Consider the following 16,159-nt stretch of genomic DNA (forward strand, 5'->3'; position numbering starts at 1 on the left):
CCCGGACCGCACCTGTACGTCGTCGCATGTCCACCCTCGCGTTCGCCGTGGCCGGGCTGGTGCTCGCCGCGGGGTGCTCGTCGACCGGAGGGGCGAAGGGGGCGACGGCCGACGGGGTGCCGTTGGTGGCCGCCGGGCGGCTGAAAACCTGCACCCATCTGCCGTACCCGCCCTTCCAGTTCGAGCGTGGCGGCAAGGTGGTCGGCTTCGACGTGGACCTGCTCGACCTGGTGGCCAAGCGCCTCGGGGTGCGCCAGGAGATCGTGGACACCCCGTTCGAGAACATCAAGACCGGGGCGTTCCTCAACTCCGGCCAGTGCGACGTGGCGGCGGCCGGGATGACGATCACCGCGGAGCGCCGCAAGAACATCGACTTCTCGGTGCCGTACTTCGACGCCACCCAGGCGGTGGTCACCCGCAAGGACAGCGGCATCACCTCGCTCGCCGACGTCAAGGCGAAGAAGCGCAAGCTGGGGGCGCAGGCGCAGACCACCGGCGAGGACTACGCCGACCGGGGCGGCTTCGACCCGGTCTCCTTCGACACCTCCGACGCGCTCCTCAACGGCCTGCGCACCGGCCAGGTGGCCGCCGTCATCGTCGACTACCCGGTGGCCCGCGGCTGGCTGAAGGACCCCGCCAACTCCGGCCCGTTCCACCAGGTCGACAACCTCCACACCGGTGAGCAGTACGGCATCGGCGTCAAGAAGGGCAACAACAAACTGCTCGCGGCGATCGACAAGGCGATCACCGACGCCAGGGCGGACGGCACCTACCGGAGTCTGTACGAGAAGTGGATCGGCCCGCTGCCGTCGTCCGGCTCGCCGGGGCGGTCCATCGCCTCGGGTGAGCCCGCCCCGGCCGGCTCGGCCTCGGAGCGTTCATGACCTCGGCCACCGGCCGTACCACCAGCGGCGGCCCGCGCCCGGACACCGGGAGGGCCGGCGACGGCCGCCGTCTGACGAGGCGTCAGAGAAGGCGGCTGGTACGCGGCGCGCAGTACGCGGTCTTCGTCGCGGCGGTCGCGGCCGTGGCGGCGGGCGCCGACTGGGGGCGGCTGGCGAACCAGTTCGCCCAGCCGGCGCTCTTCCGGCAGCTCTTCCCGGAGATCATCACGGTGGCGCTGCGCAACACCGTGCTCTACACGGTCGCCGGCTTCGTCTCCGGACTGGTGCTGGCGGTGCCGCTGGCGTTGATGCGGCTGTCGTCGGTGGCGCCGTACCGCTGGGCGGCGGGGGTGTACATCGAGTTCTTCCGCGGACTGCCCGCCCTGCTGATCTTCATCTTCGTCGGGGTCGCGGTGCCGTTGGCGTTCCCCGGCACGCAGATCGCCGGGGGCACGTACGGCAAGGTGGCGGTGGCGCTGGGGCTGGTCTCCGCCGCGTACATGGCGGAGACGATCCGGGCCGGCATCCAGGCGGTGCCCAAGGGGCAGGTGGAGGCGGCCCGTTCGCTGGGCTTCTCGGCGCGCCGGGCGATGGTCTCGGTGGTGATGCCGCAGGCGCTGCGCATCGTCATCCCGCCGCTCACCAACGAACTGGTGCTGCTCTTCAAGGACTCCTCGCTGGTGCTCTTCCTCGGCGTCACCCTCCAGGAACGCGAACTGGCCAAGTACGGCCGCGACCTGGCCAGCGAGAGCGCCAACTCCACCCCCATCCTGGTCGCCGGCGTCTGCTACCTGCTGGTCACCGTGCCCCTGGGCTACCTGGTACGACGCCTGGAGAACCGCACCGGAAGGGGACGCTGACCATGGCCGGGACGACCGACGCGGCGACCGAGGTCGACGTCCGCGCGCTGCGCAAGACGTTCGGCACCGGAGCCGACGCCAACGAGGTGCTGCGCGGCATCGACCTGAGCGTCGCGGCCGGCCAGGTCGTCTGCGTGATCGGCCCCTCCGGCTCGGGCAAGTCGACCCTGCTGCGCTGCGTCAACCTGCTGGAGGAGCCGACCTCGGGGCAGGTCTTCGTGGGCGGCACCGAGGTCACCGATCCGGACGTGGACATCGACGCGGTACGCCGCCGGATCGGCATGGTCTTCCAGCACTTCAACCTCTTCCCGCACCTGACCGTCACCGGCAACCTGACGCTGCCGCAGCGCCGGGTGCTCGGCCGGGGCCGGGCCCGTGCCGCGGCCGTCGCGGCGGAGAACCTGGCCCGGGTGGGGCTCGCCGACAAGGCCGACGCCTACCCCGCGCAGCTCTCCGGCGGCCAGCAGCAACGGGTCGCCATCGCCCGGGCGCTGGCGATGGGGCCGGAGGTGATGCTCTTCGACGAGCCCACCTCGGCGCTCGACCCCGAACTCGTCGGAGACGTGCTCGCCGTGATGCGCTCCCTCGCCGACGACGGCATGACCATGATCGTGGTCACCCATGAGATGGGGTTCGCCCGCGAGGTGGCCGACCGGGTGGTCTTCATGGACGGCGGTCGCATCGTGGAGGAGGGCACACCGCACGACGTCCTCACCACACCACGCGAGGAACGCACCCGCGCCTTCCTGGCCCGGGTCGCCGCCCCGGTGCCGGCCCCTCCGGTCCCGGACGGCGACGGCCGCTAGCCGGTCTCACCCCAGCGCCCGGTCGAGGTTGAACGCCGCGCTGATCAGCGACAGATGGGTGAACGCCTGGGGGAAGTTGCCGAGTTGTTCGCCGGTGGGGCCGATCTCCTCGGCGTACAGGCCGAGGTGGTTGGCGTAGGTGAGCATCTTTTCGAAGGCCAGTCGCGCGTCCTCCAGGCGTCCGGCCCGGGTGAGCGCCTCGACGTACCAGAACGAGCAGATGGAGAAGGTGCCCTCGGTGCCGCGCAGCCCGTCGGGGCTGGCGGACATGTCGTAGCGGTAGACCAGGGAGTCCGAGACCAGGTCGGTGCCGAGGACGTCCAGGGTGGCGAGCCACTTGGGGTCGGTGGGGGAGACGAACTTGGCCATCGGCATCATCAGCAAGGAGGCGTCCAGGATGTCGTGGTCGAGGTCCTGCACGAAGGTGCCGCGGGTGTCGGACCAGCCGCGGGCCATGATCTGCCGGTAGATCGCGTCACGGCTGACCCGCCAGCGGGTCAGGTCGGCTGGCAGGCCGCGCCGGTTGGCCATCCGGATGGCGCGTTCGATCGCCACCCAGCACATCAGCCGCGAGTAGACGAAGTTCTTGCGCCCGCCCCGGGTCTCCCACACCCCTTCGTCGGGCTGGTCCCAGTGCGCGCAGACCCAGTCCACCAGGGCGCCGATCTCGTCCCACCGCTCGCTGCCGATCGGCCCGCCCCACTTGTCGTAGAGGTAGACCGAGTCGATCAGGGCGCCGTAGATGTCGAGCTGGAGTTGGTGGGTGGCGGCGTTGCCGATCCGCACCGGGGCCGAGCCGAGGTGGCCGGACAGATGCGGCAGGGTGCGTTCGGGCAGCTCGGTGCGGCCGTCGATGCCGTACATGATCTGTAACGGGCCGGTGGGCCCCGGGTCGTCGCCGCGCAGGATGCCGTGGTCGGACAGGAAGCCGATGAACGCCTCCGCCTCGCCGGTGAAGCCCAGCCGCAGCATGGCGTAGACGCAGAAGGCGGCGTCCCGGATCCACACGTACCGGTAGTCCCAGTTGCGTTCGCCGCCGAGCTGTTCCGGCAGGCTGGTGGTGGGGGCGGCCACGATGGCGCCGGTGGGGACGTAGGTGAGCAGCTTGAGCACCAGCGCCGAGCGGTGCACCATCTCCCGCCAGCGCCCGTGGTAGCGGGACCGGGACAGCCAGCGCCGCCAGAACCGTACGGTCGCCTCGAACTGCTCCTCCGCCTCGGCCCGCGGGCACGAGCGCGCCGGGACGTTGTCGCCGATCCGGTCCAGCGCGAAGACCACCGACTCGCCCTCGGACAGCTTGAACCGGCACCGCACGTCGCGCCCGTCGCACTCGACCGGAACGGTGGAGGTGAGCGCCAGCGTCAGATCCGGGGAGCGGAAGACCGTGGCGCCGTCGCACGCCTCCGCGGTGTGTGGCTCGGCGCCGTACCCGAACCGGGGCGCGACCAGCGCGCGGAACGGGAGCGTGCCGCGGGCGCAGACCACCCGCCGGATCAGCCGGTGCCGTCCGGCCTCCCGGGACTCGTCGGTCACCGGCATGAAGTCCTGGATCTCGGCCACCCCGTCGGCCGAGAAGAACCGGGTGATCAGGACGTTGGTGTCGGGGAAGTAGAACTGCCGGGTGCGGGTCGGCACGTCCGCGGTCAGCTCGAAGGAGCCGCCCTTCTCCGGATCGAGGACGGCGCCGAAGACACTGGGCGCGTCGAAGCGCGGGCAGCAGTACCAGTCGATGGTGCCTTCGGTGTCCACCAGCGCGGCGGTGCGCAGATCGCCGATGAGGCCGTGCTCGGCGATCGGCGGACGACGGGGTTCGTCGGCCGTCCCGGGCCCGGCGGTGTCGAACGCCATGCCGGACGCCTCCCACCCGGTCGCAGCGGTACGGGCGTACTTCCATGGTAAAGCGTGAGGTCACCGGGTGCGTGGTGGAGGCGGCCCCGGCGGTGGGTCCGCGGGGCGCGTGAGCCCGGCCGCCACCCGGCGCGCGGTGCGGGCGATCTCCGGATCCGGGTCGTGCTCGGCCAGCTCCAGCAGGGTCCGGCGGTACTCGGACCAGCCGGCGTAGGCCATCGCCCGCACCGCGGCCTCGCGCACCCGGGGGTCGTCGTCCCTGGCGGCCCACTCCACCACGGCGATCACCGCCCCGTCGGGGTCCGGCGGGGAGGCGACGCCGAGGCGGCGCACCGCCCTGGCCCGGCCCGCCGGGTACACCCGCACCGTGGCCTCCAGGACCAGGTCCTCCAGCGGCCAGACGGCCACCCCCGCGCCGATCGCGGCCACCAGACGGGCCCGTGCCCCGGCGTCCTCGCCGGCCACGACGACGTACCGTTCGGCCATCAGCTCGTCCTCGACGTAGTGCACCGAGGTGTCGCCGCCGGCGTCCCACCTGATCTCGAAGTGGACGCCGTTCGCCGGGTCCCGGGGGACGTGGCCGGCCAGCCGCCAGCCCCGGGCGTCCGCGAGGTTCCGCAGATCCCGCACGGTCACCGAATCCCTCACCACGATCCGGTGACTCATGGGTCGATCGCCAGACATCGTGCCTTCCTCGCCGGTCGGGGACAGTCGCCTCGTGCAGTGTCGCACCGGAGACTGACGCTCCATCAGTAAACGTGCCAAACCGGGTAGTCGGCCGCCGAGAGCTTCGTGCCCGGACCGGGTGACCCCTAGGGGGCCGGGTCATCCCGGGTGGGGAGGAAGGGATGGTTCCGGGGGTGAGATGCCTTCCCCCTCCAGGGTGACGCCGTTACGTGTGGTGCGTTCTAGCGTCCTCGGCATGACACGAATACGTCGCACGGCCGCAGCCGCCGTGCTCGCGCTCGTCCTGCCGCTACCGGTGCTCGCCGCGGTCCCGGCCTCGGCAGCCGCCCCCGTCGCGGCGTCCGAGACCCGGGAGAGACCCGCGCAACTGCCCCGCCCCACCGGTCCGTACGCGGTCGGCCGGGAGATCCTGCACCTCGTCGACGAGCACCGGCAGGACCCGTGGGTGCCGTCGGCGGGACCGCGGCAGCTCATGGTGTCGATGTACTACCCCGCCCGGCCCGGCACCGGCGGACCGGCCCCGTACATGACCATCGACGCGGCCCGGATGATGCTCCAGATGAAGCTGCCGGGCACCACGGTCCCGCCGGAGCTGGTCAGCGGGACCCGCACCTGGTCGCGCACCGGCGCGCGTCCGGAGCACGGCAGGTTCCCGCTGGTCGTCCTCTCGCCCGGCTTCACCATGCCGCGCACCGAACTCACCTCGCTGGCCGAGGAGTTGACCAGTCGCGGTTACGTCGTCGCCCTGGTCGACCACACCTACGAGAACTCCGGCACCACCTTCCCCGACGGGCGGACGCTCCCCTGTGCCATCTGCGACAAGCCGCCGGCGGGCGGACCCGGGGTGGTGGCGGAGAGCCGGGCGAAGGACATCTCGTTCGTCATCGATCAGCTGACGAGCCGTCACCCGGCCTGGCGCTACGCCCACCTGATCGACGCCAGGCGGATCGGGGTGGCCGGCCACTCCCTCGGCGGCGACGCCGCGGTGACCACGATGGCCGCCGACAAGCGGGTACGGGCCGGGGTCAACCTCGACGGCACCATGTTCGCGCCGGTCCCCGGGAACGGGCTGGGCGGCCGGCCCTTCATGCTCATGGGCCACGCCCTGCCGGCCGGCCAGGAGGACGAGACCTGGACGAGCGGCTGGGCCCACCTCGACGGCTGGAAACGCTGGCTGACCGTCAACGGCGCCAACCACAGCAGCTTCACCGACCTCCAGATCCTCGCCGACCGGATCGGCGTCCCCGAACCACCCGGCACCACGATCTCCGCTCCGCGGTCGGTCCAGCTCACCCGCACCTACGTCGGTGCCTTCTTCGACCTGCACCTGAAGGGCATCGCGCAGCCGGTCCTGGACGGCCCCACCGCGGCCGACCCGGAGGTCACCTTCCACCCGTGACACCTCGGTGCCGAGCGCCACGCGGGCGGGGCGCGTGGCGGGGGCAAGGTGGGCGCGGGCGCTCCGGTGTGCGTCCGCGCGCCGATCACGGCGCCCGACCGGGGCATTGCCGCCGGCGGGCGCCCGAGGTGACCATTTTGGAGGAAAGAGGACCAATTCATTTACTTTTCGTATGGTGACGGCGTCCTTGGCGGGGGCCGTCCGAGGGGGGAACGCCATGCTGGTGGACACGACCCCGGCGCACGCCCGGCTCGTCTCGGTCGCCGGATACCGGCCCCGGGCCCGGGTCGGCAACGCCGAGCTGGTGCGGGCGGGCGCGCTGGACACCTCGGACGAGTGGATCAGGCAGCGCACCGGGATCACCGCCCGCCACCTCGCCGACGACACCGAACCCATCGAATACCTCGGCGCCCGCGCCGCTCGCACCGCGGTGCGCCGGGCCGGTCTCGCCATGGCCGACATCGACTGCGTGATCGCGGCGACCATGAGCCACGCCCGCCACGGCCGCTCCCTCGCCCGGGGCATCGCCGACCGGCTGACCCCGGCGCCCCGTGCCGCGCTCGACGTCAACGCGGCCTGCGCGGGCTTCTGTTACGCCCTGGAGATGGCCCGCACCCTGATCGGCGGACGTACCTTCGAGCGGATCGTGGTGGTCGGCGCCGAGCGGATGAGCGACATCGTCGACCACGGCGACCGCACCACCCGGGTGATCTTCGCCGACGGGGCCGGCGCCGCGGTGGTGTGCCGGTCCGGCGAGCCGGGCATCGCCGCCCCGGTGTGGGGGAGCGACACCGCCTGCCGTGACTTCCTCACCCGCCCCGCCGGGGCCGGGCCGGACGGGGCGCGCGCCCCGTGGACCCCGGGCCACCTGAAGATGCAGGGCCCCGCGCTCTACCGCTGGGTGCACGCCCATGTGCCCGAGGCGGCCCGGGCCGCGGTGCGCCGGGCCGGCGTGCGCCTGGAGGACCTGCGCGTCTTCGTCCCCCACCAGGCCAACGACCGCATGATCAGCGGGATCGTGGCCGCCCTCGACCTGCCGCCGACGGTGACCGTGGCCCGCGACATCACCCGTACCGGCAACACCTCCGCGGCCTCCATCCCGCTGGCCCTGGACGCCCTGCTCCACCGCGACCCGACGCTCTCCGGCGAACTCGCCCTGCTCATCGGATTCGGCGCCGGGCTGAGCTACGCGGCCCAGGTCGTCGTGGTGCCCTGAACGCCCCCGCACCCTGAACGCCCGCGCACCCGGTGCCGTCAGCCCCGGCGGCCCGCCCGGCCGCCCGGCGCGGCGAGCAGATGCGGGGCGTAGGTGCGTACCGCGCCCAGCAGCCGGCGGCGCGACGGGTTCACCATCGCCTTGCCCGCCACCGTGACCGTCGGCACCGTCTCGTTGCCGCCGGCCACCGAGCGGACGAAGGCGGCGGCCTCGTGGTCGCGCCAGATGTCGACCTCGGTGAAGGGCAGCCGGGACAGCCGCAGCAGCAGCCGCAGCTTCATGCAGTACGGGCACCCCGGCCGCCAGTAGACGACCACGCCGTCGTGATCCGCGGACATGCCACCCCCTGCCGCCCGTTCCCGTGTGGCCACAGCGTAGTGCAGCATGTGCCGGTGGCGGGTGCGTTCGGTCGGGCGCGGCCGGTATGTGACGGTGCGTCAGTCGGCGTCCACGGTGTGCGGGCGGGTGCCGGTCAGCCCACCGCGAGCCGGTAGCCGCGCTTGGGCACCGTGCGGACCAGCCCGGCGTGGGCGCCCAGCGCGCCGCGCAGCCGGGCCACCGCGGCCTCCACGGCGTGTTCGTCGGCCTGGCCGGAACCCCAGACGCGGCGCAGGAGTTCGGCCCGGCTGAGCACCCGGCCGGGTTGCTCGGCCAGCGCCCGCAGCAGCGCGGCCAGCATCGGCGGCAGTGTCACCGCCCCGTCGTCCACCACCACCGCGTCGCCCTGGAGGACGACGCGCAGCGCCCCGCTGACCAGTTCGACCCGGCCACGCGCCGGGAGGCGTTCGGCGAGGGTGCGGACGAGCGCGCCGAGCCGGCCGCGTTCCGGCACCACCGCGTGGATACCCAGGTCGAGCAGGGGCCGGGCGCACAGCGGGCCCACGCACGCGGCGAGCACGTCACCGCCGAGCGCGGCGAGCACCTGCGCCCGCCGTCCGGCGGAGTCGGCGCACCGCAGCAGCGCGTCGATCGCCGGGGCGCTGGTGAACGTCAGCGCGTGCACCTCCCGCCGCACCGTCAGCTCCACCAGGCGGCGCACCGCCTCCGGGTCCTCCGGCGGGCCCCAGCGGTAGACCGGCACCTCGATCACCTCGGCGCCACGGTCCCGCAGCGCCGCGGCGAAGCCGTCGAGCGGGGCGCCGTGCTCCTGCACCGCGACCCGGCGGCCGGCCAGCTCCCTCGCCAGCAGCCAGCGCAGCAGCTCACCGGTGGCCTCCGAGCCCGGCGAATACGTCTCGGCCAGCCCCGAGGCGCGTACCGCCCCGGTCGCCTTGGGGCCACGGGTGAGCACGGCGGCCCCCCGGCAGGCCGCGGCGAGCCCGGCGGCCAGCCCCCACCCGTCGGCGGCGCTCATCCAGCCGCGCCAGCCGAGCCCGGTGGTGGCCACCACGTAGTCCAGCGGCGCGGCCAGGCAGCGCTCGGTGGCCCGGCGAAGCGCGGCGTCGTCGTCCAGCGGGACGATCCGCAAGGTGGGCGCCTCGACCACCCGGGCGCCACGGCGGCGCAGCAGGGCCACCAGCTCCTCGCGGCGGCGCGTCGCGGTCACGCCGATGGTGAAACCGGTCAGCGGTCCCGGCGGCGGCGCGGCGGTCGTGGCAGTACCCATGGGGTGCAGGGTCGGTCCCGGATGTTACCGGCCGGTTCCCGGCAGGTCACGAGGCAGTAAGCGAACGCGTCGCCCGTGTTACGGAAGATGTCGTCCGCCTCACCCGCCACCGGCGACGACGTGAGCCGGCCGTGCCGTCACCGCAACACGGCGGACCTCGCGGTGTAACGGCCACGGGCGAGTCTCGTTGCCATGACGACGACCGACACCCACTGTCCGTACTGCGCGCTCCAGTGCGGCATGCGCCTCGCGGCGCGGGACGGCGCCGGCGTGGAGGTGCGGGAGCGGCCGGAGTTCCCGGTGAACCGGGGCGCCCTGTGCGGCAAGGGCCGCACCGCCCCCGCCCTGCTGGACCGGGCCGCCCGGCTCACCTCGCCGCTGGTCCGCGACGGCCGCGGCGCGCCGCTGCGCGAGGCGACGTGGGAGGAGGCGCTGGACCGGATCGCGGCGGGGCTGACCACGGTGCGGCGACGGTACGGCGCCGACGCGGTCGGTGTCCTCGGCGGCGGCGGGCTGACCAACGAGAAGGCGTACGCGCTCGGCAAGTTCGCCCGCGTGGTGCTGCGCACCGCGTCCATCGACTACAACGGCCGGTTCTGCATGTCGTCGGCGGCGGCGGCGCACAAGGCCGCCTTCGGGCTCGACCGCGGACTGCCGTTCCCGCTGGCCGACATCGCCCGCGCCGGGTGCGTCGTGCTGGTCGGCGCCAACCCGGCCGAGACGATGCCGCCCGCGCTGCGTTACTTCCGCGAACTGCGGGAGAACGGCGGCCGGCTCGTCGTCGTCGACCCGCGCCGCACCCGCACCGCCGAACAGGCCGACCTCCATCTGCGCCCGGTCCCCGGCACCGACCTCGCGCTCGCCCTCGGCATGCTGCACCTGCTGATCGCCGACGGCCGGGTGGACGAGGACTTCGTCGCCGCCCGCACCACCGGCTTCGAGCAGGCCCGCGCGGCGGCGATGGCTCACTGGCCGGAACGGGTCGAGGCGATCACCGGCGTCCCGGTGCCGGCGATGCGGCAGGCCGTCACCGCGTTCGCCGACGCCGCCACCGCCATGGTGCTCACCGCCCGCGGCTCCGAACAGCACAGCAAGGGCACCGACACGGTGGGCGCCTGGATCAACCTGTGCCTGGCGGCCGGCAAGGCGGGGCGCCCCGGCTCCGGTTACGGCTGCCTCACCGGCCAGGGCAACGGCCAGGGCGGCCGGGAACACGGCCAGAAGGCCGACCAGTTGCCCGGCTACCGGTCCATCACCGACCCCGCCGCCCGCGCCCACGTCGCCCGCGTCTGGGGCGTCGACCCCGACGACCTGCCGGGCCCGGGACGCTCCGCGTACGAACTCCTCGACACCCTCGGCCGGGACGGCGGGGCCCGGGCGCTGCTGCTGATGGGGTCCAACCCGGTGGTCTCCGCCCCGCACGCCGCCCATGTCACCGAACGCCTGCGGGCGCTGGACTTCCTCGCGGTGGGCGACGTGGTGCTGTCGGAGACCGCGTGCCTGGCCGACGTCGTCCTGCCGGTCGCCCAGTGGGCCGAGGAGACCGGCACCATGACCAACCTGGAGGGCAGGGTCGTCCTGCGGCAGGCCGCGCTCACCCCGCCCGAGGGGGTCCGCACCGACCTGCGGGTGCTGCGCGACCTGGCCGCGCGGTTCGGGGTGCGCGACGGGTTCTCCGACGACCCCGAGGAGGTCTTCGACGAACTGCGCCGCGCCTCCGCGGGCGGCCCGGCCGACTACGCGGGCATCAGCTACCGGCGGATCCGCGCCGGTGAGGGGCTGCACTGGCCCTGCCGCGACCAGTCCGACCCCGGCACCCCGCGGCTCTTCCTCGACCGCTTCGCCACGCCGGACGGACGGGCCCGGTTCGCCGCCGTCTCGCACCGCCCGGCCGCCGAGGTGCCCGACGCGGACTTCCCGCTCCATCTGACCACCGGCCGGGTGGTCGCCCAGTACCAGAGCGGTGCCCAGACCCGGCGCGTCGCCGAACTGGCCGCCGCCGCCCCCGGGCCCTTCGTGGAGCTCCACCCCCACCTCGCCGCGCGGCTCGGCGTGGCCGAGGGCGACCTGCTCACGGTCACCAGCCGGCGCGGCCACGCCCTCGCCCCGGCCCGGGTCACCGACGCCATCCGTCCCGACACCGTCTTCATGCCCTTCCACTGGGACGGCCCCGGCCGCGCCAACACCCTGACCAACCCGGCGCTCGACCCGGTGTCCCGGATGCCGGAGTTCAAGGTGTGCGCGGTCCGCGTGGAGAAGTCCCCGGCGGCGCGACCGACCCCGGTGCGGGAGGGAGCCGCGGCGGGTGCCGCGCTCGCGCGGGTGCCGGACGTTTCCGGCGCGGCCGGGGGCGAGTTCGTGCCGGGTTCCGGTGCGGGTGCGCCGGTGCAGCCGGCCGCGGTGCCGGAGGGAGCCGCGGCGGGTGCCGCGCCCGTGGCGGGGGTGGGTGCCGTGCTCGCGGGGGCGCCGGAGGTTTCCGGCGCAGCGGGGGGCGAGTTCGTGCCGGGTTCCGGTGCGGGTGCGTCGTCGGGGTCGGCAGGGGTGCCGGACGTCGGCCTGGCCGGGGGTGCGTTCGTGCCGGGGGCCGGCGCTCGGGGCGCTTTCGTGGCGGGGACGGGTGGGGAGGGGGCGGCGTGAGCGGGGTGCGGGTGGTGGCGGGGGCGGTGCGGAGGGTGGCGGTGGTCGGGGCGGGGATGGCCGCGGCGCGGTTCGCGGAGCAGATGGCGGGGCGGGCGCCGGAGGTGGAGGTGACGTTGTACGGGGCGGAGGCACACGTTCCGTACAACCGGGCGCTCCTGGCCGAGGTGCTCACCGGGCGGCTGCGGCCGGAGGATGTCGCGCTGCCGGCCGGGAACGGGACGCGGGTGCGCACCGGGACCCGGGTGGTGGGGGTGGACGTCGCCGCGCGTGCGGTGCGGCTGGCCGACGGCAGCGGGGCCGGGTACGACCACCTGGTGCTGGCCGTCGGGGCGGAGCCGGTGCTGCCGCGGTTGCCGGGGCTGCGTACCGTCGGCGGACCGGCCGAGGGCGTACACGTGCTGCGGACGCTGGACGACTGCGGGCGGCTCGCCGGGGCGGCGGCGTCGGCCGGCCGCGCGGTCGTGGTCGGCGGCGGCGTGCTCGGGGTGAGCGCGGCGCGCGCCCTGACCGCGCTCGGGGTGACCACCGAACTCGTCCACGAGGCAAGCCACCTGATAGGGCGTCACCTCGACGCGGGCGCGTCCGGCACGCTGGTCCGCGGGCTCACCGCGCTCGGCATAGGCGTCCACCTCGGCGCCCGCCCGCACGCACTGCGCGGCACCGGCCGGGTCACCGGGGTGGAACTCGCCGACGGCCGGGTGCTCGACGCCGACCTCCTCGTCCTGGCCTGCGGGGTCCGCCCGCGTACCGGGCTCGCCCGCCGCGCGGGCCTGCGCACCGCGTACGGCGTCGTGGTCGACGACCACCTCGCCACCTCCGCCCCGCACATCTCGGCCATCGGCGACTGCGCCGAACACCGCGGTGTCGCGCACGGCCTGGCCGGACCCGCCTGGGACCAGGCCGACGTGCTCGCCGCGCGGCTGTCCGGGGCCGGCCCCGAGGCCGCCTACCCCGGGTCGCCGCGGCTGTTCCGGCTCACCGCCGGCCCGCTGGAGTACGCCGCCTTCGGCGAGACCGGCGACGTACCCGGCGCCGACGTGGTGCGCCTGGCCGACGCCACCCGGGGCTCGTACCGCAAGCTCGTGCTGCGCGGCGACCGCCTCGTCGGCGGGATCCTGCTCGGCGACCTCACCGCCGTCGGCGACCTCACCCGGGCCTTCCTGGACGGCGCCCACGCGCTGCCCGGCGACCCGACGCACCTGCTCACCACCGAAGGAGCCGCATGACGAACCCCTCCCCGACCGCACCCGGCCACCTCGTACTGGTCGGCCACGGCATGGTCGGCCAGCGATTCCTCGAAGCGCTCTTCGACTCCGGCGCGGGGGCGCGCTGGCGGGTGACCGTGCTCGCCGAGGAACCCCGCCCGGCGTACGACCGGGTCCATCTGACCTCGTGGTTCGCCGGAACCACCGCCGAGGAACTGTCGTTGTGCGACGACGACTTCCTCACCGGGCACGGCATCGAACTGCGCCTGGGCGACCCGGTGACCTCGGTGGACCGCGCGGCCCGCACCGTCACCACGGCCGCCGGCCACACCCTCGGCTACGACGCGCTGGTGCTGGCCACCGGCTCGTACCCGTTCGTCCCCCCGGTGCCCGGCCACGACGCCACCGGCTGCCACGTCTACCGCACCCTGGACGACGTCGCCGGGATCCGGGCGGAGGCCGCCCACGCCCGCACCGGAGTGGTGGTCGGCGGCGGGCTGCTCGGCCTGGAGGCGGCCGGTGCCCTCACCGAGATGGGGCTCGACACCCACGTCGTCGAGTTCGCCCCGCGCCTGATGGCCCTCCAGGTCGACGAGGGCGGCGGCCAGTTGCTGCGCCGCCGCATCGAGGAGCTGGGCGTCACCGTGCACACCGGCGCCGGCACCCAGCGCATCGACCCCGGACCGGACGGCCGGGTCGCCGCCATGGAACTCTCCGACGGCACCGTGCTCGACACCGACCTGGTGGTCTTCTCGGCCGGCGTCCGCCCGCGCGACCAGCTCGCCCGCGACTGCGGCCTGCCGGTCGGCGAACGCGGCGGCATCACCGTGGACGCCCGCTGCCGCACCGCCGACCCGCACATCTGGGCCATCGGCGAATGCGCCCAGGCCGCCGACGGCCGGGTCTACGGCCTGGTGGCCCCCGGCTACGCCATGGCCGAGGCCGCCGCCCGCGACCTCACCGGCCACGACGCCTCCTTCACCGGCGGCGACACCTCCACCAAGCTCAAACTCCTCGGCGTCGACGTGGCCAGCTTCGGCGACCCGCACGGCACCGCCGAGGGCGCCCTGGAGGTGCTGTACGCCAACAGCCGGGCCGGCGTCTACAAGAAACTCGTGCTCGGCGCGGACGGCGCCCTGCTCGGCGGCGTCCTGGTCGGCGACACCGAGTCCTACGGCACGCTGCGCCCGCTGGTCGGCTCCACCCGGCTGCCCGCACCGCCCGAACGGCTGCTGCTGCCGGCCACCGGCGGCGGCGCCCCGGCCGGCCCCGGCGCCCTCCCCGACGACGCGGTGATCTGCTCCTGCCACAACGTCGCCAAGGGCGTCATCCGCCGCGCCGTCACCGACCAGGGGTGCGCCGGCGTCACGGAGGTGAAGAAGTGCACCAAGGCCGGTACCGGCTGCGGGAGTTGCCTCAAGACCGTCACCGCGATCGTGGAGTCCGAACTGGCCGCCTCCGGCGCCGAGGTCGCACCGGGACTGTGCGAACACTTCACCCACACCCGCGCCGAACTCTACGAGATCGTCCGGGCCAAGGGGATCACCACCTTCTCCCGGCTGGTCGACGAACACGGCACCGGCGAGGGGTGCGAGGTCTGCAAACCCGTCGTCGCCTCCATCCTGGCGTCCCTGACCAACACCTACGTCCTCGACGGCGAACAGGCCGCCTTGCAGGACACCAACGACCACGTGCTCGCCAACCTGCAACGCAACGGCTCCTACTCGGTCGTACCGCGCGTCCCCGGCGGCGAGATCACCCCCGAGGGGCTGATCACCATCGGCGAGATCGCCCGTGACTTCGGCCTCTACACCAAGATCACCGGAGGCCAGCGCATCGACCTGTTCGGCGCCCGCCTCGACGACCTGCCGCGCATCTGGCGCCGACTGGTCGACGCCGGCTTCGAATCCGGCCACGCCTACGGCAAGGCGCTGCGCACCGTGAAGTCCTGCGTCGGCGAGACCTGGTGCCGCTACGGGGTGCAGGACTCGGTGGCGCTCGCCATCGAACTGGAGCTGCGCTACCGCGGACTGCGCTCCCCGCACAAGCTCAAGGCCGCCGTCTCCGGCTGCGCCCGCGAGTGCGCCGAGGCGCAGAGCAAGGACTTCGGCGTCATCGCCACCTCCGCCGGCTGGAACCTCTACGTCGGAGGCAACGGCGGCATGACCCCGCGCCACGCCGACCTGCTCGCCGCCGACCTCGACCGCGACACCCTGATCCGCACCATCGACCGCTTCCTGATGTTCTACATCCGCACCGCCGACCGCCTGGAACGCACCGCGCCCTGGCTGGAACGCCTCGACGGCGGCCTCGACCACCTGCGCGAGGTCGTCCTCGACGACTCGCTCGGCATCTGCGCCGACCTCGACGAACTGATGCAACGTCACATCGAGACGTACCAGGACGAGTGGGCGGCCACCCTCGCCGACCCCGACCGCCTGCGGCGCTTCGTCTCATTCGCCAACGCCCCCGACGTCCCCGACCCCACGGTGCGCTTCGTCCCCGAACGCGGCCAGATCCGCCCGGCCCGCCCGGAGGAGGCCGCCGCCCCCGACGGCGAACTCGTCGGCGCCACCGTGATCGCCGGCCCGCGACTGGAGGTCCGTCCCCGATGACCACGCTCGTCCCCGTCCAACTCCCGAACGCCACCGTCGAGATCGACGACGACGGCACCTGGACCCCGGTCTGCGCCTACCGCGACCTGCTGCCCGGACGCGGTGTCGCCGTGCTGGTCGGCGGCGCCCAGGTGGCGCTCTTCCGGGACCGCTCCGGCGCGCTGTACGCGGTCGACAACCTCGACCCGTTCAGCCACGCGTACGTCATCGCCCGTGGCATCACCGGCACCCGCGACGGCGTCCCGGTGGTCTTCTCCCCGATGTACAAGCACGCCTTCTCGCTGCGCACCGGCGACTGCCTGGACGAGGAGACCACCCCCGACGGCGCCCCCGCCCGGCTGCGCTGCCGCCGCGTCCGCCTCGCCCCGGACACCGCGCACCACCCCTGACCCG

At 74.2% G+C, this 16,159-nt stretch carries 13 protein-coding genes; 9 read left to right on the top strand and 4 right to left on the bottom strand.

Annotation, left to right across the window (positions count from 1 at the left end; all coding sequences use genetic code 11):
* The first annotated feature begins 26 nt into the window (after positions 1-26).
* From SCATT_RS31465 to SCATT_RS31475, 3 genes are read left to right on the top strand one after another with little or no spacing between them, the layout of a single operon-like run.
* A complete protein-coding gene (locus tag SCATT_RS31465; RefSeq protein WP_014151322.1) occupies positions 27-884 on the top strand; it encodes an ABC transporter substrate-binding protein in 858 nt (285 codons plus the stop codon).
* Positions 881-1,744, top strand: coding sequence for an amino acid ABC transporter permease (locus SCATT_RS31470; RefSeq protein ID WP_014151321.1), 864 nt, complete (start codon positions 881-883; stop codon positions 1,742-1,744). Before SCATT_RS31465 ends, SCATT_RS31470 begins: the two co-directional genes overlap by 4 nt.
* Before the next feature lie 2 nt (positions 1,745-1,746).
* A complete protein-coding gene (locus SCATT_RS31475; RefSeq protein WP_014151320.1) occupies positions 1,747-2,550 on the top strand; it encodes an amino acid ABC transporter ATP-binding protein in 804 nt (267 codons plus the stop codon).
* 6 nt (positions 2,551-2,556) lie between these two features.
* On the opposite strand, the gene SCATT_RS31480 is transcribed toward SCATT_RS31475, so the two are convergent.
* Both SCATT_RS31480 and SCATT_RS31485 read right to left on the bottom strand, forming a co-directional pair.
* Entirely contained in the window at positions 2,557-4,398 is a 1,842-nt protein-coding gene (locus SCATT_RS31480) for a glycoside hydrolase family 15 protein (RefSeq protein WP_014151319.1), read from the bottom strand.
* 60 nt (positions 4,399-4,458) lie between these two features.
* On the bottom strand, positions 4,459-5,064 hold the full coding sequence (locus SCATT_RS31485; protein WP_014151318.1) for a HEAT repeat domain-containing protein: 606 nt from the start codon (positions 5,062-5,064) through the stop codon (positions 4,459-4,461).
* Between the two features lie 256 nt (positions 5,065-5,320).
* On the opposite strand from SCATT_RS31485, the gene SCATT_RS31490 reads away from it, so the two are divergent.
* Both SCATT_RS31490 and SCATT_RS31495 read left to right on the top strand, forming a co-directional pair.
* A complete protein-coding gene (locus tag SCATT_RS31490) occupies positions 5,321-6,484 on the top strand; it encodes an alpha/beta hydrolase family protein (RefSeq protein ID WP_041823653.1) in 1,164 nt (387 codons plus the stop codon).
* 217 nt (positions 6,485-6,701) lie between these two features.
* The gene (locus SCATT_RS31495) at positions 6,702-7,700 is read left to right on the top strand and encodes a beta-ketoacyl-ACP synthase 3 (protein WP_014151316.1); all 999 of its coding nucleotides are present in this window, start codon (positions 6,702-6,704) and stop codon (positions 7,698-7,700) included.
* Positions 7,701-7,738: 38 nt separating this feature from the next.
* Here the strand turns inward: SCATT_RS31495 and SCATT_RS31500 are convergent, their stop codons facing one another.
* Together SCATT_RS31500 and SCATT_RS31505 are read right to left on the bottom strand one after the other, a co-directional pair.
* Positions 7,739-8,038: a glutaredoxin domain-containing protein gene (locus SCATT_RS31500; RefSeq protein WP_014151315.1), complete on the bottom strand. Its 300-nt coding sequence runs from the start codon at positions 8,036-8,038 to the stop codon at positions 7,739-7,741.
* 134 nt (positions 8,039-8,172) lie between these two features.
* Positions 8,173-9,306, bottom strand: a complete 1,134-nt coding sequence (locus SCATT_RS31505; RefSeq protein ID WP_014151314.1) for a uroporphyrinogen-III synthase — start codon at positions 9,304-9,306, stop codon at positions 8,173-8,175.
* Between the two features lie 192 nt (positions 9,307-9,498).
* On the opposite strand from SCATT_RS31505, the gene SCATT_RS31510 reads away from it, so the two are divergent.
* The 4 genes from SCATT_RS31510 to nirD are packed head-to-tail and all read left to right on the top strand — an operon-like array spanning position 9,499 to position 16,155.
* Positions 9,499-11,943: a molybdopterin oxidoreductase family protein gene (locus SCATT_RS31510; protein ID WP_014151313.1), complete on the top strand. Its 2,445-nt coding sequence runs from the start codon at positions 9,499-9,501 to the stop codon at positions 11,941-11,943.
* Positions 11,940-13,172 (top strand): NAD(P)/FAD-dependent oxidoreductase, encoded by a 1,233-nt coding sequence (locus SCATT_RS31515; protein WP_014151312.1) that lies wholly within the window; start codon positions 11,940-11,942, stop codon positions 13,170-13,172. Before SCATT_RS31510 ends, SCATT_RS31515 begins: the two co-directional genes overlap by 4 nt.
* On the top strand, positions 13,169-15,766 hold the full coding sequence (gene nirB, locus SCATT_RS31520) for a nitrite reductase large subunit NirB (RefSeq protein WP_014151311.1): 2,598 nt from the start codon (positions 13,169-13,171) through the stop codon (positions 15,764-15,766). The genes SCATT_RS31515 and nirB overlap by 4 nt, the downstream gene beginning before the upstream one ends.
* Complete coding sequence (gene nirD, locus SCATT_RS31525; protein WP_014151310.1) at positions 15,763-16,155, top strand: nitrite reductase small subunit NirD; 393 nt, start codon at positions 15,763-15,765, stop codon at positions 16,153-16,155. Before nirB ends, nirD begins: the two co-directional genes overlap by 4 nt.
* Positions 16,156-16,159 lie beyond the last annotated feature (4 nt).

The organism is Streptantibioticus cattleyicolor NRRL 8057 = DSM 46488 (assembly GCF_000240165.1).
Lineage (GTDB): Bacteria > Actinomycetota > Actinomycetes > Streptomycetales > Streptomycetaceae > Streptantibioticus > Streptantibioticus cattleyicolor.